Source organism: Anabaena sp. UHCC 0451 (assembly GCF_034931405.1).
Classification (GTDB): domain Bacteria; phylum Cyanobacteriota; class Cyanobacteriia; order Cyanobacteriales; family Nostocaceae; genus RDYJ01.
The window spans coordinates 210,799-234,081 of record NZ_JAYGHA010000003.1 but is presented as its reverse complement, the minus strand read 5'-3'; the positions used below and the strand labels follow the sequence as shown (position 1 = coordinate 234,081).

19 protein-coding genes and 1 CRISPR repeat array are annotated in these 23,283 nt (G+C 37.4%); of the genes, 16 read left to right on the top strand and 3 right to left on the bottom strand.

The features are described from left to right. Positions 1 to 39: 39 nt before the first annotated feature. Positions 40 to 2,762: direct repeats of the CRISPR family, unit length 36 nt; unit sequence GTTTCCATTAATTCCACTTCCTATAAAGGAAGCGAC. A 293-nt stretch (positions 2,763 to 3,055) separates the two neighbouring features. From csx18 to VB694_RS03880, 7 genes are all read left to right on the top strand, one after another. Beyond that, entirely contained in the window at positions 3,056 to 3,328 is a 273-nt protein-coding gene (csx18, locus tag VB694_RS03910) for a CRISPR-associated protein Csx18 (protein ID WP_194052158.1), read from the top strand. Positions 3,329 to 3,462: 134 nt separating this feature from the next. Next, positions 3,463 to 4,455, top strand: coding sequence for a CRISPR-associated endonuclease Cas1 (gene cas1, locus VB694_RS03905; RefSeq protein WP_323358999.1), 993 nt, complete (start codon positions 3,463 to 3,465; stop codon positions 4,453 to 4,455). Then, on the top strand, positions 4,455 to 4,733 hold the full coding sequence (gene cas2, locus VB694_RS03900) for a CRISPR-associated endonuclease Cas2 (RefSeq protein WP_194052154.1): 279 nt from the start codon (positions 4,455 to 4,457) through the stop codon (positions 4,731 to 4,733). Before cas1 ends, cas2 begins: the two co-directional genes overlap by 1 nt. 136 nt (positions 4,734 to 4,869) lie before the next feature. Beyond that, positions 4,870 to 6,375 (top strand): dolichyl-phosphate-mannose--protein mannosyltransferase, encoded by a 1,506-nt coding sequence (locus VB694_RS03895; RefSeq protein WP_323358998.1) that lies wholly within the window; start codon positions 4,870 to 4,872, stop codon positions 6,373 to 6,375. A gap of 791 nt (positions 6,376 to 7,166) precedes the next feature. After that, positions 7,167 to 9,485, top strand: coding sequence for an ATP-binding protein (locus VB694_RS03890; protein WP_323358997.1), 2,319 nt, complete (start codon positions 7,167 to 7,169; stop codon positions 9,483 to 9,485). After that, on the top strand, positions 9,439 to 9,885 hold the full coding sequence (locus VB694_RS03885) for a response regulator (protein ID WP_323358996.1): 447 nt from the start codon (positions 9,439 to 9,441) through the stop codon (positions 9,883 to 9,885). The genes VB694_RS03890 and VB694_RS03885 overlap by 47 nt, the downstream gene beginning before the upstream one ends. Before the next feature lie 73 nt (positions 9,886 to 9,958). Next, a complete protein-coding gene (locus tag VB694_RS03880; RefSeq protein ID WP_416233461.1) occupies positions 9,959 to 11,125 on the top strand; it encodes an ATP-binding protein in 1,167 nt (388 codons plus the stop codon). 215 nt (positions 11,126 to 11,340) lie between these two features. On the opposite strand, the gene VB694_RS03875 is transcribed toward VB694_RS03880, so the two are convergent. After that, positions 11,341 to 12,258, bottom strand: coding sequence for an FTR1 family protein (locus VB694_RS03875; protein ID WP_323358995.1), 918 nt, complete (start codon positions 12,256 to 12,258; stop codon positions 11,341 to 11,343). 64 nt (positions 12,259 to 12,322) lie between these two features. Next, on the bottom strand, positions 12,323 to 12,964 hold the full coding sequence (trmB, locus tag VB694_RS03870) for a tRNA (guanosine(46)-N7)-methyltransferase TrmB (protein ID WP_323358994.1): 642 nt from the start codon (positions 12,962 to 12,964) through the stop codon (positions 12,323 to 12,325). A 165-nt stretch (positions 12,965 to 13,129) separates the two neighbouring features. On the opposite strand from trmB, the gene VB694_RS03865 reads away from it, so the two are divergent. Further along, a complete protein-coding gene (locus tag VB694_RS03865; RefSeq protein ID WP_323358993.1) occupies positions 13,130 to 14,239 on the top strand; it encodes a metallophosphoesterase family protein in 1,110 nt (369 codons plus the stop codon). A gap of 72 nt (positions 14,240 to 14,311) precedes the next feature. Here VB694_RS03865 and VB694_RS03860 read toward each other — a convergent pair whose 3' ends face one another. Further along, positions 14,312 to 15,520 (bottom strand): FIST signal transduction protein, encoded by a 1,209-nt coding sequence (locus VB694_RS03860; RefSeq protein WP_323358992.1) that lies wholly within the window; start codon positions 15,518 to 15,520, stop codon positions 14,312 to 14,314. 401 nt (positions 15,521 to 15,921) lie between these two features. Between VB694_RS03860 and VB694_RS03855 the strand changes: the two genes are divergently transcribed. From VB694_RS03855 to VB694_RS03820, 8 genes are all read left to right on the top strand, one after another. Then, positions 15,922 to 16,164, top strand: coding sequence for a Calvin cycle protein CP12 (locus VB694_RS03855; RefSeq protein WP_323358991.1), 243 nt, complete (start codon positions 15,922 to 15,924; stop codon positions 16,162 to 16,164). Between the two features lie 230 nt (positions 16,165 to 16,394). Further along, a complete protein-coding gene (locus tag VB694_RS03850) occupies positions 16,395 to 16,985 on the top strand; it encodes a DUF3177 family protein (protein ID WP_323358990.1) in 591 nt (196 codons plus the stop codon). 111 nt (positions 16,986 to 17,096) lie between these two features. Then, positions 17,097 to 17,396 carry a hypothetical protein gene (locus VB694_RS03845; RefSeq protein ID WP_323358989.1) on the top strand — a complete coding sequence of 100 codons (300 nt, stop codon included), beginning with the start codon at positions 17,097 to 17,099 and terminating at the stop codon, positions 17,394 to 17,396. 265 nt (positions 17,397 to 17,661) lie between these two features. Next, the gene (gene cbiD, locus VB694_RS03840; RefSeq protein WP_323359005.1) at positions 17,662 to 18,777 is read left to right on the top strand and encodes a cobalt-precorrin-5B (C(1))-methyltransferase CbiD; all 1,116 of its coding nucleotides are present in this window, start codon (positions 17,662 to 17,664) and stop codon (positions 18,775 to 18,777) included. Between the two features lie 307 nt (positions 18,778 to 19,084). Continuing rightward, the gene (guaA, locus tag VB694_RS03835) at positions 19,085 to 20,707 is read left to right on the top strand and encodes a glutamine-hydrolyzing GMP synthase (protein ID WP_323358988.1); all 1,623 of its coding nucleotides are present in this window, start codon (positions 19,085 to 19,087) and stop codon (positions 20,705 to 20,707) included. 717 nt (positions 20,708 to 21,424) lie between these two features. Next, entirely contained in the window at positions 21,425 to 22,051 is a 627-nt protein-coding gene (locus tag VB694_RS03830; RefSeq protein ID WP_323358987.1) for a 7-carboxy-7-deazaguanine synthase QueE, read from the top strand. Next, a complete protein-coding gene (queD, locus tag VB694_RS03825; RefSeq protein WP_323358986.1) occupies positions 22,048 to 22,527 on the top strand; it encodes a 6-carboxytetrahydropterin synthase QueD in 480 nt (159 codons plus the stop codon). Before VB694_RS03830 ends, queD begins: the two co-directional genes overlap by 4 nt. 334 nt (positions 22,528 to 22,861) lie before the next feature. Next, entirely contained in the window at positions 22,862 to 23,266 is a 405-nt protein-coding gene (locus tag VB694_RS03820) for a response regulator (protein ID WP_323358985.1), read from the top strand. Positions 23,267 to 23,283: the final 17 nt, after the last annotated feature.

Genomic DNA, 23,283 nt, shown 5'->3' with positions numbered 1-23,283 from the left:
ATTCATTGATTGAATATCCCCAATTTGTTTTCAGGTAATGTTTCCATTAATTCCACTTCCTATAAAGGAAGCGACTTTCAAGCTGAGTTAGTAGAAGCAGCGTTAGTAAGTTTCCATTAATTCCACTTCCTATAAAGGAAGCGACTGATGACCCCGAGGGCGAAGGCGGTGATCACCTTGCCCAGCAGGTTTCCATTAATTCCACTTCCTATAAAGGAAGCGACTCAGTAGGAGAGCTAATTGACTTAGCTTTAGAATACTTGTTTCCATTAATTCCACTTCCTATAAAGGAAGCGACGTAAAACAAATTACTGATGACTTGTTCTTTAAGTATACTGATGAGTTTCCATTAATTCCACTTCCTATAAAGGAAGCGACCATTAGTGAAGAGATTGAAAAGGGTATCATTAGTGAACTTAGTTTCCATTAATTCCACTTCCTATAAAGGAAGCGACGTAAAATATGATAAAGAGATGAGCTATTGGCAAGCGTTTCCATTAATTCCACTTCCTATAAAGGAAGCGACTGTTGGGCATACTACAGATTGGAAGCTAAGAAAACATTGTTTCCATTAATTCCACTTCCTATAAAGGAAGCGACGGGAAGAATCTGACTTAACTGATAAACTTTACCACTGGAAAGGTTTCCATTAATTCCACTTCCTATAAAGGAAGCGACGAAAGCATTTACTATAAAACAAACCACTTTGCTCAAATAGTAGAGTTTCCATTAATTCCACTTCCTATAAAGGAAGCGACTGGAACAATAGCACTTTCAATTCTGGAGTTAACGCTATCTACCGTTTCCATTAATTCCACTTCCTATAAAGGAAGCGACTGTGAGAATGCAGAGTTAACTAAACTGCAATGGTCAGACTTGTTTCCATTAATTCCACTTCCTATAAAGGAAGCGACCCTACATCAGAGGGGCTAATGGTAATGTTAGAGTTCTGTCTGTTTCCATTAATTCCACTTCCTATAAAGGAAGCGACAAGACGGTTTCAGCGTCGCGTCGCTGATCGGTGCGCTCGTTTCCATTAATTCCACTTCCTATAAAGGAAGCGACAGAAGCTATTGTAGAAGACATAATCAATAGTCCAAGAGTTTCCATTAATTCCACTTCCTATAAAGGAAGCGACAGTAAGTTAGGGGAACAAACCAAACATAAATGATGATGACTTGTTTCCATTAATTCCACTTCCTATAAAGGAAGCGACTACACTTTGATTACTGTCCAACACCCCACAATGGAAGCTGTTTCCATTAATTCCACTTCCTATAAAGGAAGCGACTGAACCTGGTACTTGGGAAGAATATGCTGACACTTGTTATAGGTTTCCATTAATTCCACTTCCTATAAAGGAAGCGACCAATTTACTTACAAGGTGAACTTGCAGACTATTTTACCCCACAAAGTTTCCATTAATTCCACTTCCTATAAAGGAAGCGACTTCTTATGTAATCACTCAGTTAAGGTTTTAAGTAAACTTATTGAGGTTTCCATTAATTCCACTTCCTATAAAGGAAGCGACTTCTATGAAGCTGGCTGCAACAGAGCAGAAGCTCAAGTTTCCATTAATTCCACTTCCTATAAAGGAAGCGACGTTCTTTATTATGCGGAGGATGATAGCTTTGTCCTCAACGGTTTCCATTAATTCCACTTCCTATAAAGGAAGCGACCGTCCTGGTGGCGACAAACCCCAACTATAGAAACTTGCCGGTTTCCATTAATTCCACTTCCTATAAAGGAAGCGACTGTTCCATTGTTAAGTGGAGTAAAGGCGAGTGTTATACCACAGATGGGTTTCCATTAATTCCACTTCCTATAAAGGAAGCGACAAGACTTACTGTGACAGAGTAAGTATGGTTTAACTCCATTGTTTCCATTAATTCCACTTCCTATAAAGGAAGCGACCCCAAAGGAAACAAAATACCACTTCCAGTAGATTTCGACTCAAAGAGTTTCCATTAATTCCACTTCCTATAAAGGAAGCGACGCAGAGTAAACCCTCCGTCTTCAGCACTACTACCTGGTTTCCATTAATTCCACTTCCTATAAAGGAAGCGACTTCTCCATCATTAAATGAAGGTACATATTGAGTCCATCTAATAGTTTCCATTAATTCCACTTCCTATAAAGGAAGCGACTTCAACCGACATCAATCAAGGCATTACCTCCCGCAAGTACGGTTTCCATTAATTCCACTTCCTATAAAGGAAGCGACAACGAAAACTAGACGGCACACCTCGAGGTGAAGCTAGTTTGTTTCCATTAATTCCACTTCCTATAAAGGAAGCGACTAGTTAATATTACTTCTCCTAATCTATACTTACTATAGTGAGTTTCCATTAATTCCACTTCCTATAAAGGAAGCGACATCTTCTTCAAAGTAACCTAAACTATTCTTAACGTTTCCATTAATTCCACTTCCTATAAAGGAAGCGACATATGAGCTTACTTCTAATGGGGTAGACCTCAAGTTGATAAGTTTCCATTAATTCCACTTCCTATAAAGGAAGCGACGGAAGTAGTTAGGTTCGACACAGTTGATTTAAGTGGAGTTTCCATTAATTCCACTTCCTATAAAGGAAGCGACATGGATTACTAATATAGAGCCGGGTCGGACTTGTGAAAAGTGTTTAGAAGTTTCCATTAATTCCACTTCCTATAAAGGAAGCGACGCTAAGAAGGCTATTGAAACTGAAGCTTTAGATACCTACATGAGAGTTTCCATTAATTCCACTTCCTATAAAGGAAGCGACTCCTCATAGTATAAACCCAGACAGCGACTAATGTCTAGATGCCATTTGCGACGGGGTATGAAACCAAGACCACTTTCAGGTAAAACCAACACAGTCAGAAGCCCTAAAACCCTTACACAGCAACACATCGGCCGGGTCAACGAAAAAATCAGCATTTCCACCCCTCAGCGTACCCGGCCGCAAAAAAATCAACACCAATAAAAAAAATCGTCATTCGCATGAAACCACTTGTATAAACTTTCTATACCGATTAACTTAAAAAAAACAGCATCAACTCAAATCCCAAGTAAATTATGTATATTTCTCATCGTGCGGCCTTAGTACGAAACTTAGCAGTTTCCTTACTCAATGGTGGAATTACACTCATAATTTTGTTAATAGCACCATTAGGACTAGCAGCAGTAATTATCAACACACTTTTAGTCACTCTTGCTAGTTTTATAAATGCCACAGCAGGAGATACAATTGTTCGTTTTTTGCAACCAACTCAAATTAAAACAATGATAGCAGAAATCATCTCGCAACAGTCAATAATAATTAATTCTTCACAAAAAAATCAAGACTAAATTTCTATTATGGATTTCTAAATGAGGCGTAAAAAAAGATCCCTGACTCCTTTTTTACTCTTACCAAAAAATATTAATTAATGTTACAAAGCGGGAATCTAAGTTGACAAAAAATCAATCATAAAATAAAAAATATGCGAACACTTTACGTCTCACGCCAAGGTTGTTATATCTCCCTCAAAGCGGAAACATTAATAGTTAAACAAGGAGAAACAATTCACGGTGAAATTCAACTACCATTACTAGAACAAATACTAATCTTTGGTAAATCGCAAATCACAACCCAAGCAATTCGTAGCTGTCTTTGGCGAGATATACCCATCGCTTATTTATCAAGAATGGGATATTGCTATGGTCGATTAATGCCCATAGAAAGAGGATATCGGCGCTTATCTCGTTATCAACAAGAACTCACAACAATTGATAAACTTATAGTAGCTAGAAAAATCATTCAAGCCAAATTAAAAAACAGTCGTACATTCCTACAACGTCAACAACGACGCAACCCTTCAACCACCGCCGATATTAGCATTAAAAGCTTACAAGTATTAATTGAAAAAGCCGGAGAAGCTGAAACAATCGAACGTTTAATGGGCTTAGAAGGTGCTGGTGCTGCTCAATATTTTTCCGCATTTGGTGAATGTTTAAATAATCCTAACTTTATATTTTTAGCCCGCAGTCGTCGTCCTCCAGGCAACCCAGTTAATGCTATGCTGAGTTTTGGTTATCAAATTCTCTGGAATCACCTATTAACATTAATTGAACTCCAAGGATTAGACCCCTATTATGCTTGTTTACATCAAGGAACAGAACGCCATGCAGCTTTAGCTTCTGACCTAATTGAAGAATTTAGAACACCCATAATTGATTCCTTAGTATTGTGGTTAGTTAATACTAAAATTATGGATGCTAACAACGATTTTGAATATCATGATAGTGGTTGTTATTTAAATAATTTAGGTAGACCAAAATATATTAAATATTTCCTCCAAAGATTAGAGGAAGAAGTCCAAAACTCTCAAGAAGAAAAACAACCACGTTGGGATTTAATGACCCAGCAAATTAAAGCCTTTAAAGATTTTGTTTATCAACCAAGTCAAATGTATAAACCTTATCAAATTCGCTAATGTTATTTTACGTTATTGTCTATGATATTCCCTGTGATAAACGACGTAAAAAAGTATCAGATATCCTGGAAGGATATGGTCAACGAGTCCAATATTCAGTTTTTGAATGTATTCTTAACCAAGATAAATATAAAGAACTCAAAAAACGACTGCATAAACAAGTAAATCTGACAGAAGATAGCGTCAGATTTTATCCATTAACCAAACATACACTCAACCAAATAGAAACCTGGGGAAAAACACCAGTTACAGAAATTCCCAACTCAACGATAATTTAAAACCGTCCAGTATCTGAGTAAGTTTATACATAAAAAAGATAATTCAAATATAGTTGAATCATTGCCCTAATTGAATTACCATAGTTTATGGTCATAATAAACTGACCCTAACAGCTATTTACACATTTAATTAGCAATGACTAAAAAATGGTTTCGGATATGTACGACGGTGATATTTCTCCTGTCATTTAGTTTACGTTTTTGGGGATTAGACCGATTTAATACCCTCGTATTTGATGAAGTTTATTTTGCCCAATTTGGTAATAACTATCTTACCAACACGCCTTTTTTTAATGCCCATCCACCACTCAGTCAATATATCATTGGTATCGGGATTTGGATTGGTAAATATATGCCTTTTTGGCAAAATACTGTTAATGGTGCAACAGGTTCTTTATTGTCTCCTTGGAGTTACCGTTGGGCAAATGCTTTGACAGGTTCATTGATTCCCTTAATAGTTGTTTTCATCACTTATCAATTAAGTTATCGTCGTAGTTTTGCTGTGTTAGCAGGTTTTTTTACAGCTTGTGATGGCTTGTTTTTGGTAGAATCTCGCTATGCTTTAAGTAATATTTATATAGTTATTTTTGGATTAATTGGGCATTGGTTTTTACTATTAGCACTGGAAAAACAAAATACACAACGCTGGTTTTCTTTAGTCATAGCAGGGATTGGTTTTGGGGCTTCAATTGGGACAAAATGGAATGGTTTATGGTTTCTTGCAGGTGCTTATGGAATGTGGATAGCAGCTTGGTTAATTCGCTGGTTACAAACTTTTTCACCACCACCAAGGTTGCCTTTATTTTCTTATTTGCGTCCTTTTATTTCTGGTAATCATGATCAACATAAAAAACAGGTAATTACTATAGAGACACCACTGCAAAACTTGACTCAAATCAATATTTTACAAATGCTATTTTTTCTAGGAATTATCCCTGGATTAATGTATAGTTTAATTTGGTTTCCTCATCTCCAACTAGACACAAGATATGGATTTATAGAAGTTCATAAACAAATTTTAAATTTTCATCTTCAGCTAGGTGGCAATAATCCTAGTATTCATCCTTACTGTGCTGCATGGTATAAATGGCCATTATTAACTCGACCAATGGCTTATTATTACCAAACAACTCAAAGTTTTCAAGATCCTCTCCCTGTACTTGGTCCACCTTTACCTACCAATGCAGCGAAAGTGGTTTATGATGTTCATGCAATAGGGAATCCTTTTTTATGGTGGTTTGGTTTAGCAGCAATTATATTTTTAATAGGAATGTTATTTGTAAAAATAATCCTACCAGGAATACAGCAAAGACGCGTTTTTATTCCTCAAATTTTGAGTGTTGATGTTTGGATTGGTTTATATATAGTTATCAACTATGCTGCTAATTTCATACCTTGGATGAAGGTAAATCGCTGTGTTTTTATCTACCATTATATGTGTGCAGTGGTATTTACATTTATTGCTCTTGCTTGGTTTGTTGATCAATGTCTGCGTAGTTATTATCGGGGAATGCGTATATTTGGTCTAACCCTCACCTTCACTATCATAGCAGCTTTCATTTTCTGGATGCCTATTTATTTAGGTTTACCCCTTTCTTTGGAAGATTATCACCTACGGATGTGGTTTAGAAGTTGGATTTAAATGTAAGAATTCAGGTGAGGTAATAAGACCCCCACTTCTTTTGTTTATTGTTTCCATAAATGATAAATTTATCTAGTGCAGTCGGGGATCTGGGGATGAACGATTGCTATATAGAACTCATATTTGATTTTTTAAAAAAATAGTATTGTAGGGTGCGTCAGACTGCATAAATTCTATCAATAAACAGATTTGTTGTATCTGACGCACTCTACGGATCTTTTCATAAGTGAACTCCATAGAATGATTAATCCTGTTTTAATATCATTCCCCTAAAGCTTCCGCGAAAGTAGGGGTAATTCATGAATTACCCCTACACTATTGGATCATGTTTTTTGTGGAGTTCTCTAAATCAAATATTATTCCTATAGCTGAATACTTAGAATTTAAACTAAATCATCACCCCACTAAATTATCTGCTTGATTTTTACTTCATATAAATACATAAAAAGCGTTTATTTAATCACTTATATTTTACATTTCTTATCTGTATTTACAATCACTGTCGGTTAAACTGTAAGTAGTTGGGTAACTCTACCCAATGACAACTGACCAAGATAATGATACGAAGCAGATCAGAAAATTCCAAGGGTGTAGTAATTGCGAAGTCAAGTTTTTGAGTTCCATAGCTAAAAAATTATTACAACTACAGCATATTTTTCAATGGTCTGCTAGTTACAATTAAATAAAGCGCCAATAGAGCCAACTTTAGGTAAAGTCCTAAACCCAATAGGTTGAAAGAATCTATCGCTAACTCTGCTGTTGACGCACCTAGATAATAGAGGGGAATCGTGATGGATATCGGCTTACAAGTGCAAAATCAAGTGCAAAATTTTTCAGCTATTAATATAACCAGCTTGAAAGAAGCACCAATTCATACTTCTGGCAAAATTCAACCTCATGGTATTCTGTTAGTTTTAGAAGAGCCAGAGTTAAAAGTATTACAAATTAGTAATAATACCTTAGATGTTTTCGGCATTTCTCCCGAAAATATGGTACATAAAAAATTAGAAGATTTAATAGACTCTTACCAACTAGAAAAAATTAAATCCGGGTTATCATCACAGAATTTAGATTTTATCAATCCTAGTAAAATTTGGATCAAGAAGAAAGGTGACGAATATACAGTATTTGATGCTGTATTTCATCGTAATTCCGAAGGGTTTTTGATAGTAGAATTAGAACCTGCTATTTCTCAAGAAAACATTCCTTTCTTAAGCTTTTATCATCTAGCAAAAGCATCCATAAATCGGTTAGAAAGCAATACAAATTTGCGATCATTTTGTCAAATTATTGTCGAAGAAGTCCGCAAAGTGACAGAATTTGACAGAGTGATGCTATATAAATTTGATGATGATGGACATGGTTCTGTAATTGCTGAAGAAAAAATCGCAAGTTTAGAGCCTTATTTGGGTTTACACTATCCAGAGTCAGACATTCCTAAATCGGCGAGAAAGTTATTTATTGAGAATTCTATTAGGTTAATCCCTGATACTAATTTTGAACCTGTAGAAATTTTCCCTATCAATAATCCGGTAACTGATCGTCCAGTTGATTTAACAAAATCTAGTCTGAGAAGTGCTGCCAATTGCCATGTAGAATATCTTCATAATATGGGTGTTGGTGCTTCCTTAACTATTTCGTTAATTAAAGATCAAAAACTTTGGGGTTTAATAGCTTGTCATCATCAAACACCCAAATATATTTCTTATGAATTACGGAAAGCTTGCGAATTTTTAGGAAGATTGATATTTTCTGAAATTTCCGCCAGAGAAGAAACAGAAGATTATGATTATCGAATGAATTTGACATATATTCAAGCACTGTTAGTTGAATATATGTCCCAAGAGGATAACTTTATTGATGGTTTGGTGAAAAACGAGCCAAATCTTTTAGATTTAACCAGTGCTAAAGGAGCGGCTGTTTGTTTTGGAGGAAATTACACCCTAATTGGTGAAACTCCTAAAGAAGAAGAACTGAATTTTTTAGTAGAATGGTTAAAAAATAATGTAGAAGATGAAGTATTTTATACGGATTCTCTTCCTAGTGTTTATCCAGATGCAATTAGCTTTAAAAACGTTGCTAGTGGTTTATTAGCCATTCCCATTTCCCAACGCAATTATGTATTATGGTTTAGACCAGAAGTAATTCAAACTGTGAATTGGGGAGGTGATCCTCATAATGCTTTTGAAGTCAATCAAGCCCAGGGAAATTTGCGTCTGTGTCCCCGAAAATCCTTTGAACTGTGGAAAGAAACAGTTAGGTTAACATCTTTACCTTGGCGATTTGTAGAAATAAAAGCAGCTTTAGAACTAAGAAAAGCCATCGTGAATATTGTTCTCCGTCAAGCGGATGAACTAGCGCAGTTAGCTCACGATTTAGAAAGGTCTAATGCGGAATTGAAAAAGTTTGCTTATGTTGCTTCCCATGATTTACAAGAACCACTAAATCAAGTAGCAAATTATGTGCAGTTATTAGAAATGCGCTATGAAGCTGAACTTGATGCAGACGCTAAGGAATTTATTAATTATGCCGTCGAGGGAGTCAGCTTAATGCAAACCTTGATTGATGATGTATTAGCATATTCTAAAGTTGATACTCAAGCGATCGCATTTCAAGTAATTGAAGTAGAAACAGCCTTAGAACGCGCTCTTAGCAACTTACGCAAACGCATTTCCGAAACCGGGACAACTATTACCCATGACTCCTTACCTACAGTGATGGCTGATGGAACTCAACTGATGCAGCTATTTTTGAACCTGGTAGGTAACGCCATCAAATTCCGCCGTAACGAACCACCACAAATCCATATAGGTGCAGAAAGATTAGAAGATGAATGGTTGTTCTCAGTGCGTGATAATGGCATTGGCATAGATCCACAATTTAGCGATCGCATTTTTATCATCTTTCAACGCCTACACACACGCGATGAATATCCAGGCACAGGTATGGGCTTGGCAATTTGTAAGAAAATTGTTGAGTGTCATCGGGGACGAATCTGGGTAGAGTCCCAACTCGGCCAGGGCGCAACCTTCTACTTTACCATTCCAGCCGGAGGCAACGAGCGTGAGCGTAGAAACGGAAGAAACACACAAAATAATCTTTTTAATTGAAGATAACAAAGCTGATGTCCGTCTCATTCAAGAAGCATTAAAAACTAGCTCACTACCCCATCGGGTAGTGACAGTCAGAGATGGCATAGACGCTATGGCTTATCTTCGTCAAGAAGGCGAATATGCTAATGCACTACGCCCTGATCTGATTTTGTTAGACTTGAATTTACCAAGAAAAGATGGGCGAGAAGTGTTAGCAGAAATTAAATCTGATCCCAAGCTTAAACGTATTCCCGTAGTTGTATTAACAACTTCCAAAAACGAGGATGACATTTTTCATAGTTACGACTTACACGTAAACTGTTACATTACCAAATCTCGCAACCTTGCTCAATTATTCCAAATCGTCAAAGGTATTGAGGAATTTTGGTTCTCTACCGCTACTTTGCCTTTAGATTGAGGGAGATAGGGAGGAAAGATTTTTCTCAATGACTAATCATCAATCACTAATCACCAATTACCAAAATCCAGAAATGATGGCTGCCAGCTACTCAGTAAAAATCTTGTTAATTGAAGACAACTTAGCGGAAGCTAGGTTGTTACAAGAGTTTCTGAAGCAAGCCCAATCCAAAGAGTTTAGTTTAGTTCATGTGCAAAGATTACGAGACGGATTTCATGAATTAAGTCAGCATGACTATGATGTAATTTTGTTGGATTTAACTTTACCTGATAGTCAAGGTTTATCATCTCTACCATTACTAATAAGTCAAGCTCCTAGCACTCCAATTGTTGTTCTTACTAATACAAATGATGAAGAATTAGCTATTGAAGCTGTGCGAGAAGGAGCGCAAGATTATCTAGTTAAAAGGCAAGTAAACCCAGATGTTTTAGTTCGCTCAGTGCAGTATGCGATCGCCAGAAAACAGGTTTTAGAACAATTGCGTACAGTCAACCAAACATTAGAAAATAGAGTTGAACAAAGAACTGCGGAATTAGAAAAAGCTCAAGAACTCTATCAGTTTAAATCTGAATTTGTCTCCATGCTTTCCCATGATATTCGTAATCCATTAAATACTATACTCTTAGCTGCTGGCTTGCTGCAAAACAATGATGAAAAATTAACTCAAGATAAAAAAATCAATCATTTACAAATGATTCGCTCTGCTATCAAAAACATGGCGCAATTATTGGATGAAGTTTCATTCATGGGTAAAGCCGATTCTGGTAAATTACAGAGTCAACTTAGCCATCTAGATTTAGAAGCTTTTTGTCACCAAATACTAGAAGATGCTCATTTAACCGCTTTAGAAAAGCACGTAACTATAGACTTTACAAGTCATGGTGACTTTAGCTCAACCCTTTGGGATGAAGGTTTGTTAAGACACATTTTAGGAAATCTGCTTACTAATGCTATTAAATATTCCCATCCTCATGGCAAAGTTGAGTTTGAATTAACCAGACAAGAAAAAACAGTTACTTTTAAAATTAAAGATTGGGGAATTGGTATTTCTGAACAAGATCAAAATCAACTATTTACGCCCTTTCATCGGGGTGAAAATGTTAGAAGTATAGCGGGTACAGGGATGGGTTTAGCAATTGTGAAAAAGTGTGTTGAAGCACATGGTGGAGAAATTTTAGTTGATAGTAAAATTGATGTTGGATCAACATTTACTGTCAAGTTACCATTGATAAAGATATAAGCTTTAGTTGTTTTAATTGAAATATTGATTGACCAATCCTAATTCAAATTGTACTTTTGCATAAATTGCCCAAAAATAAACCCAATTAAAATAAGATTTAAAAAAATGTTTAATGCTCTTTTTTAGAGATAAACTCATGAAAAATATTCCTGATACAAATTTGAATAAATATAGATAGATTTGTAGAGATATTCTAAATACCTCTACTTTGGCATTTAATTAACTTTACTTGCTGGTTTTAATGGTGCAGCTTGGTTAAGACTGCGGAAATATAAACCACCAATGACAATCCAAAATAGGATATATGCTACAGCTTGGGCTAAATACAATTTTTGGTTATAACCAAATAGGGTTTTTAGCAAAATCCCCGGAAATTGTTTATCAGGTAAGATGTCTGAAAAATCCCAAATTTGCCAACCTAAAACACAAGCATTACTTCCTCCTTGGCAAATATTTAGAGCATTTATTTGATTAAAAGCCGTGACAGCAGCATCAAAATGACGGAGAGCCGAAATTACTAAACCGGAAACTATTGTTAATAGTAATATCCCCATCCATTGAAAAAATTGACTGAGGTTAATGCGGATACTCCACTTAAATAACAGCATTCCAATTAACACTGCTACAATTAATCCTCCTATCGCTCCCAGCACGGGTATAAAACCTGATTGAAATTGAGCCACAATAAATAATGCTGTCTCTAAACCTTCTCTAAAAACAGCAATAAAGATTAAGCTAAAAATCGCCCAAGCTGCTTTTTTATCTTCATTTAAAGCACTGTTTACAGAAGTTTGAATTTCAGCTTTGAGGAATCTTGCTTGTTTTGTCATCCAAATTAACATCCAACTGAGCATAGAAATTGCTATTAACCCTAATCCCATTTCAAACAATTGCTTGAAAACTGGTGCATAGAGTAAATCAGATGTTTGTAATCCTTGAATACTTAAATTGAGAATTAACCCAACTACAAAACTAGCTATTACCGCAGTGATAACGCCTAAATATATCCAGCGGTGTAATTTTTGTTGTTGAGCTTGCTGTAAACAAGCAAAGACAATTCCCACCACTAAAGCGGCTTCTACACCTTCGCGTAAGGTAATGAAAAAAGTGGGTAATGCAGCACTCCAATTCATAGTAAATGTCTCAAATGTATCAGTTGATAATTGGTAATTGAGAGTAAATTACTATTTTAATATATTAATTTTGTCGTTTGGCAAACAAAGCCCGATACACAGGTTCACCTTTTTTTTGTGTTGCTATTTCCCGTTCTGTAGGAACAAGAAGCGGATTTTCTGCTAACCATTCCTCTGTACCAATCTTTGCAAATGCTGGATTTTCATTAAAGCGATCGCACATTTCCACCGCAATAAATTTTTGATCAGATTGCAAAAATACCACCCCACCCACAGCTAAATAATTAGCTACTTCAGTCACTAATTCCGGTTGCACTACCCGCCGTTTAGCGTGACGAGTTTTAAACCAAGGATCAGGAAATTGAATGGTGACACGTTGTAAAATTCCTGATGGCAAATTAGATAAAACTGGTGCTAACGAATTGTTGGCATTACAAAATAAATAATGCAAATTTGTTAAACCCAACTCACAACTTAACCTATTAGCCTCCACAACTAAAGGTTCTCGAATTTCTAAACCTAAAAAATTCCAGTTTGCTTCTATTTGTGCCATCTGTAGTAAAAACCTCCCCCTAGCACAACCAATATCTAAATGTAGGGGTTGATTTGGCTGTATATAAACTTTTTCCCATTCTATGGGATCAACAGGACTTTGAAACTTTCTCGCTAGTGGGTTAACGTGCTGACGGACTCGAATTAATGGCATAATAAACTCTCCTTTAGATAAAATTTAGGTAAAAAAATTTAACCATATTAAACATAAATGTATACAAATATTAAGTCTAACTGATGCTACGCAGTCAGACGAAGCAAGAGTTATACTTTGAGAAAAAGAGTATTTGCATTTTTGTTTTAACATTTTCTTAAATCAATGGATATCAACTTTCGTTTTGCCATAGTTAGCGACTTGCATATTGCCCTACCCCATACAATTTGGGATCATCCCAGCCGATTTCATCTAGTGGAAGTCAGTATCACAGCTTTTGAAAGTGTATTAGAACATTTAACACAACTTGATTTAGATTTTCTCTTGATTCCCGGAGACTTAACCCAACACGGTGAACCAGAAAATCATGCTTGGTTGGCAAAAAAGTTGTCTCAGTTACCTTTTCCGGCTTATGTTATTCCTGGTAATCATGATGTTCCCGTATTCATGGCCAATGAGCAATCAATCGCTTTTGCCGATTTTCCCCATTATTACCGCAAGTTTGGTTATGAAAACCCACAGCAACCTTATTACAATTGTCCACTATTGCCAGGAGTCCGGCTGATTGGCTTAAATTCTAACTCGTTTGATGATCAGGGTAAACAGATAGGGCGTTTAGATAATCAACAACTACAGTGGTTAGAAACAGAACTAGAATCTGTTAGGGATGAATTAGTTTTAGTAATGATCCATCACAATGTAGTCGAGCATTTGCCAAATCAATCAGACCATCCCATGGCAAATCGCTATATGTTAGAAAATGCACCAGAACTTCTAAAATTACTGCGTCAATATGGAGTGAGATTAGTATTTACTGGGCATTTGCACGTTCAGGATGTAGCCTGTGCAGAGGGAGTCTATGATATTACCACTGGTTCATTAGTCAGTTATCCCCATCCTTATCGTGTCCTAGAATTTGAACGAGATCATTTAGGTAGGGAATGGTTACAAATTGTTTCGCATCGCGTCGAATCAGTACCCGATTTTCCCAACTTGCAGCAGTCATCACGACAATGGATGGGCGATCGCTCCTATCCCTTCCTGATCAAATTACTCACCTTACCACCCTTAAACCTACCATTAGCCCAAGCACAACAACTAGCTCCCGATTTGCGCGACTTTTGGGCAACTATAGCCGATGGTGATGGAGTCTTGGATTACCCGGATTTTCCCCTAGAAGTTCGTCGTTACATCCAACAATATGGCGCAACCACTCATCCTGGTCATCCTGCCTCAATTGATAACAACAGTAGATTGTTAATTGGTAATTGGTAATTGGTAATTGGTAATTGTTTATTTCGCCTGTTCCCTGTAACCTATTCCCTCTTTACTGTCACCTGTCACCTGTCACCTTCTTCGGCAAATTGCGAAAACCGAAGTATAGCCGTGTAGGAAAGTTCTGCCACTCACAGGACCGATTTCACCACCACAGAAACAGCCTCCCATGGGGATGTCATGGAAATAACTCCTAAATAACTGGGAATCAAAATTAGGTTTACCGTAGAGTCCAGCACCACGTCCCACACAGCTAAACATCAAAGCCCCTAAAGGAGAGGATTGATTGCTGTTTTGGTCTTGATATTCTTGTAAGAGAAATTCTAAGTCTTCAGCCGAAGCTTGAGCATCACGCAGATGAAATTGTAACCTTTGTCCTGGACGCACGCGATCGCCAATTGCGATCGCCCCAGCGGACGGATCAACTCCCAGTAAATTGCGAATGAGAAAATCACCTTGCTTTAAAGAAAGCTTAAACTCATTCATTGCTAACCCCACAAACAAAGAATGCTGTGCCAGCATCTTTTCCTCATCATTCAGACTACTAATCAAATTCCGCAACACCACCAAAGGAACTTGTTCATCCAACTCCAAAATAATATTGCGTTCAGCTTTAGTTACTTGTAATGGTTCACCAATTGGTCGGCATCCTTGAGCGACAATGGTTTCCAGCACAATATCACCACTCAAAGCCAAACCCACCGTACCCTGACGATACAGCCGATCATTACAAAATAGGGCGATGCGATCGCTTACAAACCCACCACTAGCCTGTCCCCCCACAACGACCGAACCAGGATAAGCAAAATCTAGACCCTGTAAGAGATCATTCGTTCCTGAAGAAAAAGCACTAGACAACAAAATAAACTGGGGTCCTGCTGATGGTGGCACACCAACCACATCAATCCAAGCATCTGGAGAACTATCCAAGTCAGGTAACTGATCCCCCAGAAGATGAAAAGCGCGAATATCCACACCAGGGAGATGAGCCAAAGTTAAACTGATAGCTGGTTCAGCTTCTATTTCTTGAGTTTGGCTTTCTGATTTCGTACCCACCACACCAGCAGCACTACAACCAATTAGCACAGGTACTGAAAGTTTTTCTGCCAGCAGCGGTAAAAGTCGGGAATACTCACTCGTAAAAGCAGAGGAAATGAATACAAGTCCTAAATCCGCAGGTGCTGTTAAAGATGAAACAGCTTGTTGTACCACATCTGTAACAGCTGCTTCCAAAGAATGATGGGTTGATAGGGCATTTGCCCACTGCATTTGGTCTGCCATGATTTCTGGACTTCTCTTTGTGTTGAGGCTAGTAGTTTGTGTTATCCAGGGATTGCATCCTATAAGAGTTGACACAGCAAGCAGCCTTTTGTCTACCCCCTACTATTACCCTGATCATCTCAAGCAGCTAAATGGGGCAGCTACTCCCTACTATAATTTATTTAAAATTTAAATATAAAATATATTTATTGTATGATTCTTTGTCTGTAGTCATGCAGCCGCAAAATCTTAAAATATAAAGAGGAACACAGTGTGGATGTGGTAATTTGCTGTATTAATGATCGATTATCAGGGTCGAAGTCTAACTCAACAACTCAGTGGTTAGAATAGTAAGCGAACAATAAAGCAAAAACCGCAATTTTTTCTACACTGTATAAACAACACATAACGAGATTACCTCAATGACCAACATTCAAGAAAAAGAAAACACCATCCAAGAGCAAATTCAAGAAGAAGTTGAACAAGCTCGTAATATCTGTGATATTTCCGGTGGCAACTCCGCAGAATGCGCTGCCGCTTGGGATGCAGTCGAAGAACTGCAAGCGGAAGCTTCCCACCAGCGTCAAACCAAACCTAAAAATTCTTTAGAAAAATACTGCGATGATAACCCAGATGCAGATGAGTGTCGCCTCTACGACGACTAAAAATTGAGCTATTGTCTTTTTTTCGACCCTATTGAACAAAATTTGAGACAAAGCCTACGCTTACTCGTTAGAGAAGCGTAGGTAATTTACTTATTAACTACGTAAGTCGACACCAAAAACCCAAGGTATGTAACAAAATGTAAAATCCCTGAAATTCTCTTGCCTTTTGCCTATTGTCTTTTGCTTTGCCATAACGATAAATTTTAACGCCTACCTACTTAACAAAAGCTATGCCACAAGTTTGGTTTCGCCCCTACGTCTGGATGGATTATAGATTAGCATTATTATTTACCTTCATTATTCCCATCATTCTCCTCATTTGGGCATTTGTACAAAAAGTAGAAGGGATACAACGCTTGCTAATGATTTATTGGCGGGTAGCAAGTTTACTGGCCATCACAGTTTACTTAATGATTGGCGGCTTGGCAGTCAGTTTTATCTCTGGTTTAATTGCTCGTATCCTGATTCCAATTTCTCTATGGTTCTGGATTGATATCAACGATGAAATTGATTATCAACCCAAAAGTCCTTTAAAATTGATTTTCACATCTTGGCGCTGGGCTATAACTATTTATTCCATTTTAGGTGTAATTAGCTTTGCACCTTTCTTGGGTTGTGCTTTCTCAGAAAATTCCCTGAAAACCCCTTACTGTAGCGTCTGGTTGGAAGCACCATTAATGTTTAAAGACTATTTTCATCATAATAGTAAACCAGCCTTTCTAGGCTTTTTGGGTATGATTGGCTTGGTAATTTATGTGGTTTATTTAGGGTACTTTGCATTAGTGAAACTAGGTAAGCATGGCAGATCAGCCACACCATAAAAAATTAGCATTCAGCTAATGCTTACTAAAAAAAAGATAAAGTATATCGTTGAATTGTCTAGTTAATGTTAGTAATGCAAATACTCAACTAACTTTTACAGTATTATCTTGATGAATAATTTCATTGGTAAACGGCTAGAACAATACACTGTCAAAAGACCTCAAGAAGTCCTAATAGTGACCATAAATATTGCAGATGAACAAGATAAAATTGCCGTTTTCAAGGGTTTTTCTAGTTCTTTGATGCGTCCCACTGCTTTTGATCCAGATGTCCCAGTATTCCCAGATCATGCGATAATTGTGGCTATTGATCGCATAGCTAGTCCTTATAATCCTGAATCACCTCGTTATATTCAACAAGGAATTTCTTGGGAAGCTATGGAAGCTTTGTTATCAGAAGTCGGTGTTTAAATAGGGCTTGCTGAAAAAGTTGTCTGTGAGGGTAGGGAACAGGGAACAGGGAACAGGGAACAGGGAACAGTTTCAGCCATCTGGATATACTTAATTTCCTATATCCGACAAGGAAAAATGCAACTGTTTTGAGACTCAATTTGCCAAACCCTTGCACTTTTTTGTTCTAAAAATTCGCAAAACCCTTATTAATAAACGGTTTTAGTTTTATTCAGCAAACCCTAAATAGGTGATAGATTTACCAATCCCCAATCCCCAATCCCCAATGTCCCGTTCTGGCTACACACTACCTGTTTTTGCCTGTGCTGCGGCTGTTGCAGCTTTACATTGGTTACGTCATCATCAACCCTTGACGTTAACTTCAGTGGATTTAATTTCACCTGCTCAAATGGCAGAAATACCCATTGAGCAGGTAGCAGGATTATCTGAAACTGCTGCTTTGGCTATTACCCGCAGTGATCCGGGTGATAACCTGGATTTGACCAAAAATACACCAATTTGGGCAATGGTGACATGGTACGAGGGAGATGGGGAGACGGTAATTATTAAGGGGGGAGAGGGAATTGGTAAACAATTAAATGGGGAAGGGAAAGCAGCAATTTATGGTTATGCTCAAAAGTTGTTAACAGAGAATTTGCAGCGACTTTTAGCACCAGGGGAAAAAATCACAGTCACGATTATTTTACCAGCAGGGCGATCGCTCGCTGTCCGCACTTCCAACGCTGCTTTTGGTGTCGTCGAAGGTCTTTCTTTATTAGGAACAACAGGTATTTCTCAACCTTTAAGCACACCGGATCAACTAACAGCGTTTCGCACCGACTTACAAGATAAAGCCCGTCGGTTTGAAAGTTTAGTTTTCTGTATTGGCGAAAATGGCTTAGATTTAGCGCCAAAACTAGGGATAAATCCGCAACAATTGGTGAAAACTGCCAATTGGTTAGGACCTTTGTTAGTAGAAGCTGATATTTTAGGGGTTAAAGAAATTTTATTGTTTGGTTATCACGGTAAACTGATGAAATTGGCAGGGGGAATTTTTCACACCCATCATCACTTAGCTGATGGCCGACGAGAGATTTTAGCCGCCCATTGTGCCATGTTGGGTTTACCATCTTCAGATATAGAGGCAGTATTTCACAGCCCCACAGCCGAAGCAGCATTACAACACCTGCGATCGCTCGATCATTCTACAGGTAGTGATTGGAGCAATCAAGTTTATAGCCGCATTGCCGAAACTATTGATGCTCGCTCTCAAGAATACATTAAAAGCCATAGCGACCGAGGGACAGCAACAACCGTCTGTGGTTCAGTTCTCTTTGATCGCGATCGCCAAATTATCGTTAAAAGTCAAACTGGTTGTATGTTGATGGGAAAATTATGTTAACTTATTATGAATTATCATGAATAAATCAAATAAATAATTTTTTGTGTACCAGCTTTAGAGAGATTTTTGCTTTTAATCCCAAGCCAAATTTATCGGCTCTACAGACGCGACACCAGTTGCGTCTATATATTTAGGTTTTTTGACCATTATCTAGTACAACAAGACGTAAATAAACCAAGCCATTTCAAATTTACGAAATGCTTACTCTGTATTCATTTTGACTTTTGACTTTCGCCCTGCGGTACTAGCCTAAACAGCCGGAAATGGTAATTCACGTTTTTATCCTCAAAGACATAATCTCGCCATCATGAATACAGCGGTGACTCTACCAACCGAACAAGCACCTCAAACCCAAGAAAATTTGGGGCAGCTTAATCGCCAAATAATTGTTATTTTAGACTTTGGTTCTCAATATTCCGAACTAATTGCTCGGCGTATCCGCGAGACTCAAGTATATTCCGAAGTTCTTTCCTATCGCACCACGGCGGAACAGTTACGCCAACTCAATCCCAAGGGGATTATTTTGTCTGGTGGTCCCAATTCAGTATATAGCGATCATGCTCCCCATTGTGACCCAGAAATCTGGAAATTGGGCATCCCCATCTTAGGCGTATGCTATGGGATGCAGCTAATGGTCAACCAGCTGGGTGGTGAAGTCACCAAAGCCGAACGCGGTGAATACGGTAAAGCATCATTGTATATAGACGACCCTACAGACTTGTTAACCAACGTCGAAGATGGGACAACCATGTGGATGAGCCATGGTGACTCAGTGACAAAAATGCCACCGGGATTTGAATTACTCGCACATACAGAGAATACTTCCTGTGCGGCGATCGCTGACCATGACAAGAAACTTTATGGTGTGCAGTTCCATCCCGAAGTAGTTCATTCCCTTGGTGGTTTAGCATTAATTCGTAACTTTGTTTACCACATCTGCGACTGTGAACCCACCTGGACAACAGCAGCGTTTGTGGAAGAATCAATTCGGGAAATTCGCGCTAGAGTTGGGGATAAACGGGTATTATTAGCACTTTCTGGGGGTGTAGATTCTTCAACCTTGGCATTTTTGCTATATAAAGCTATTGGTGAACAGCTAACTTGTGTGTTTATCGACCAAGGCTTTATGCGGAAATTAGAGCCTGAAAGGTTGCTGAAATTGTTCAAAGAACAGTTTCATATTCCGGTAGAGTATGTCAATGCACGCGATCGCTTTATTGATGCTATTGCCGGTATTACAGACCCCGAAGAAAAACGTCGTCGCATCGGCCATGAATTTATCAGCGTCTTTGAGGAAACATCCAAAAATCTTGGTCACTTTGACTATTTAGCTCAAGGTACTCTTTATCCAGATGTGATCGAATCTGCTGATACTAACGTTGATCCCAAAACCGGTGAACGGGTAGCAGTAAAAATCAAGAGTCATCACAACGTTGGTGGTTTACCCAAAGACTTAAGATTTAAACTGGTAGAACCCTTGCGGAAACTCTTTAAAGATGAAGTCCGTAAAGTAGGACGTTCCATTGGTTTACCAGAAGAAATTGTCCAAAGACAACCTTTTCCCGGTCCTGGTTTAGCAATTCGCATCTTAGGTGAAGTTAACGCCGAAAAGTTAAATATTTTACGCGATGCTGATTTAATTGTTCGCCAAGAAATCAATCAGCGTGGTTTGTATCATGACTATTGGCAAGCTTTTGCTGTATTGCTACCAATTCGGAGTGTAGGTGTAATGGGTGATAAACGTACCTACGCTTACCCCATTGTTTTACGGATTGTCACCAGTGAAGATGGGATGACAGCAGACTGGGCGCGTGTTCCTTATGACGTGCTAGAAGGAATTTCCACACGCATTGTTAATGAGGTAAAAGGTGTTAACCGTGTGGTTTATGATATTACCTCTAAACCACCCGGAACTATTGAGTGGGAATAGGTGACAGGTGACAGGTGACAGGTGTCACCTGATCCCTGAATTATTACAATTCATTTTCCAAGATGCTCATTATCATAAATCATGATTCAACGTTATGAACAGCAAGGAAATATCATCTTTCATGGTGACACAGTTAATGTTTTAAAAAATTATATTCCTTCAGAATCAGTAGATTTAATTTTCATCGATCCTCCCTAGTTTTAAGTAACAGTCAATTACTACAGTATATAAATATTAAAACTAAGGCTGCAAATCGTGGTTCAAAATCAAGAGCCAGCTTTGCAAATCACTATGCTATATATGTCTTAATTGAAGATTATTTACAAAAAGAATTTCATATTAAAAATGGCTATGAAGATTATGAAGGCGCACAATATACAGCACTTTTAATGAGACAAAGAGAACATCTGATATCAATAAACTCTACTTGTAATAACTTTTTCCTCTCCCCTATTGAAAGATTGTTTTTGGTCTGACCTCGAAAACTATAAGATTTCTATTTTATATTTAAAATACAGTCAGGTTAGATATTACGAACCTCACCGTGATTAATATTTTTCATGAATTATTAAAAATAATTATAATTATAGTTAATAGTTAGTTTATTGATTTCAAATGCCCCTAATAAAACTGGCTTGACAATATTTTATCATTCAATTACTAACTATTCATTTAATTTTATAATCCATCTAATCAAATAAGTGAGAGATTTGAGAAATGTCAATTTTAGAAATTAAGCTACCCATCCATGAAACTTTTCAAAGTACAGTTCAGGGAGAGGGATATTGGACTGGTTCTTTAGTAGATTTTATCCGCTTGTCTGGGTGTCCAGTCCGCTGTCCTTGGTGCGATACTGGTTATGCTGATGGGGGAGCTAATTTACCACGACAAGAACGTTCTATTAGTGAACTTTTAGCAGAATTAAAATCTCCAAGAGTAGTGATAAGTGGTGGAGAACCATTCATTCAAAAGCATTTACCTGAATTAGTTCAAGCTTTGTTAGCCGCAGGTAAACAGGTTAATATTGAAACATCAGGTTCTTTTTGGCAAGAAGTTTCCCCAGATGCTTGGATTACTTTATCTCCCAAGGAACATATTAACCCTAAATATCCAGTAATTAGCCAGTTTTGGAGTCGAGCTAATGAAGTTAAGATAGTAATAGAAACAGGTAGAGAAGTTGATTTTTACCAACAACATCTATCTGCTCACCCTAAACTCTGTGTTTACCTACAACCTGAGTGGAATAGCTTATCAAAATCACTACCTCTAATTTTGCAATTATTACAACAAAAAGCTGATTACAAACTTTCTTTACAAACACATAAATATATAGGTGTACAATGACTAATAATCAGTGGGTACTGGCAAAAGAATTCCGATTTGAAGCAGCACATAAATTACCTTACCATGATGGTAAATGCGCTCGATTGCATGGACACAGTTGGCGTGGATTCGTCTATGTGTCTGGTAATTACTTAGAAGAAAAAGGTGCTAAACAAGGCATGGTGATGGACTATTCAGATATCCAAAAATATCTTAAACCCTTGCTAGAAAATTATTTAGATCACTATTATTTAAATGAATCTACCGGTTTAGAATCACCAACCAGTGAAAATATTGCCGCTTGGATATATGAAAAGTTAGAAGCAGCCGGATTACCGGGATTAACCGCAGTTAGAATTGATGAAACTTGCACCTCTATCTGTTTTTATTCTAAAACAAGCATATCTGGCTGGTTGAATTCTGGTGAAAGTTTGAATTTACTTCACTCTCGTTTAGATGACGATGAAGTTGGTATGAATTTAAAAACCATCATGTAATAGTTATGAAGTTAAAGGATGTTTTAAAACTTAACTGAATGCTTCCTAGACAGTCCCTACATTATATATTTTTCTAAAGTTAAGTAAATTTTTTTAAATTAAAAATTGGGAGAAAAAGTGATAAAAATACCAAATTATTCAAAATAATAAATATTATCATGATTTTCCAGTTCATTGTTAATAAAGCTGGCGGTTACTATTAGATAAAGAAAAGTAATTAACAGTAATAAATTATGTTGAGCGCGGTAAAATTAGCATTGGTATGGTGAATGAGGATAGTAAAAGAAGTTTTTTGAAGATATTTCTTTCAATTCTCAACACTAATGGAGATATTATGCAGGCTGATCTTCCTCTGACTGGCTTACACATTCTTGTGATTGATGATGATGATGATAGCTGCTTTTACATTACTGCGGTATTAGAATTAGATGGAGCAATTGTTAAAGCCGTTTCATCAGCAGCATTAGCTTTAGAAATACTACCCAAATTTAAACCAGATGCTTTAATCTGTGATATTGCCATGCCTGATGAAGATGGCTATACTTTTATTCGCAAAGTGCGATCGCTCAAAGCAAATCAAGGTGGAAGAGTACCGGCTGTTGCTTTAACTGCTTACGCAGATAGTGAGGATCGTGTTTGCGCCTTACAAGCTGGTTTTCAGAAACATATAGCTAAACCTGTTGAACCTGATGAATTAGTAGAAATTATCGCCAATTTAGTCACATTTTCTAAGTGTTAATCTATTCAGAGGGAACA

What these genes read in the sequence shown, in the direction of transcription:
- csx18 (WP_194052158.1), top strand. Translation starts at nt 3,056, where the DNA reads ATGTATATTTCTCATCGTGCGGCCTTAGTACGAAACTTAGCAGTTTCC.
- cas1 (WP_323358999.1), top strand. Translation starts at nt 3,463, where the DNA reads ATGCGAACACTTTACGTCTCACGCCAAGGTTGTTATATCTCCCTCAAA.
- cas2 (WP_194052154.1), top strand. Translation starts at nt 4,455, where the DNA reads ATGTTATTTTACGTTATTGTCTATGATATTCCCTGTGATAAACGACGT.
- VB694_RS03895 (WP_323358998.1), top strand. Translation starts at nt 4,870, where the DNA reads ATGACTAAAAAATGGTTTCGGATATGTACGACGGTGATATTTCTCCTG.
- VB694_RS03890 (WP_323358997.1), top strand. Translation starts at nt 7,167, where the DNA reads ATGGATATCGGCTTACAAGTGCAAAATCAAGTGCAAAATTTTTCAGCT.
- VB694_RS03880 (WP_416233461.1), top strand. Translation starts at nt 9,959, where the DNA reads ATGATGGCTGCCAGCTACTCAGTAAAAATCTTGTTAATTGAAGACAAC.
- VB694_RS03875 (WP_323358995.1), bottom strand. Translation starts at nt 12,258, where the DNA reads ATGAATTGGAGTGCTGCATTACCCACTTTTTTCATTACCTTACGCGAA.
- trmB (WP_323358994.1), bottom strand. Translation starts at nt 12,964, where the DNA reads ATGCCATTAATTCGAGTCCGTCAGCACGTTAACCCACTAGCGAGAAAG.
- VB694_RS03865 (WP_323358993.1), top strand. Translation starts at nt 13,130, where the DNA reads ATGGATATCAACTTTCGTTTTGCCATAGTTAGCGACTTGCATATTGCC.
- VB694_RS03860 (WP_323358992.1), bottom strand. Translation starts at nt 15,520, where the DNA reads ATGGCAGACCAAATGCAGTGGGCAAATGCCCTATCAACCCATCATTCT.
- VB694_RS03855 (WP_323358991.1), top strand. Translation starts at nt 15,922, where the DNA reads ATGACCAACATTCAAGAAAAAGAAAACACCATCCAAGAGCAAATTCAA.
- VB694_RS03850 (WP_323358990.1), top strand. Translation starts at nt 16,395, where the DNA reads ATGCCACAAGTTTGGTTTCGCCCCTACGTCTGGATGGATTATAGATTA.
- VB694_RS03845 (WP_323358989.1), top strand. Translation starts at nt 17,097, where the DNA reads ATGAATAATTTCATTGGTAAACGGCTAGAACAATACACTGTCAAAAGA.
- cbiD (WP_323359005.1), top strand. Translation starts at nt 17,662, where the DNA reads ATGTCCCGTTCTGGCTACACACTACCTGTTTTTGCCTGTGCTGCGGCT.
- guaA (WP_323358988.1), top strand. Translation starts at nt 19,085, where the DNA reads ATGAATACAGCGGTGACTCTACCAACCGAACAAGCACCTCAAACCCAA.
- VB694_RS03830 (WP_323358987.1), top strand. Translation starts at nt 21,425, where the DNA reads ATGTCAATTTTAGAAATTAAGCTACCCATCCATGAAACTTTTCAAAGT.
- queD (WP_323358986.1), top strand. Translation starts at nt 22,048, where the DNA reads ATGACTAATAATCAGTGGGTACTGGCAAAAGAATTCCGATTTGAAGCA.
- VB694_RS03820 (WP_323358985.1), top strand. Translation starts at nt 22,862, where the DNA reads ATGCAGGCTGATCTTCCTCTGACTGGCTTACACATTCTTGTGATTGAT.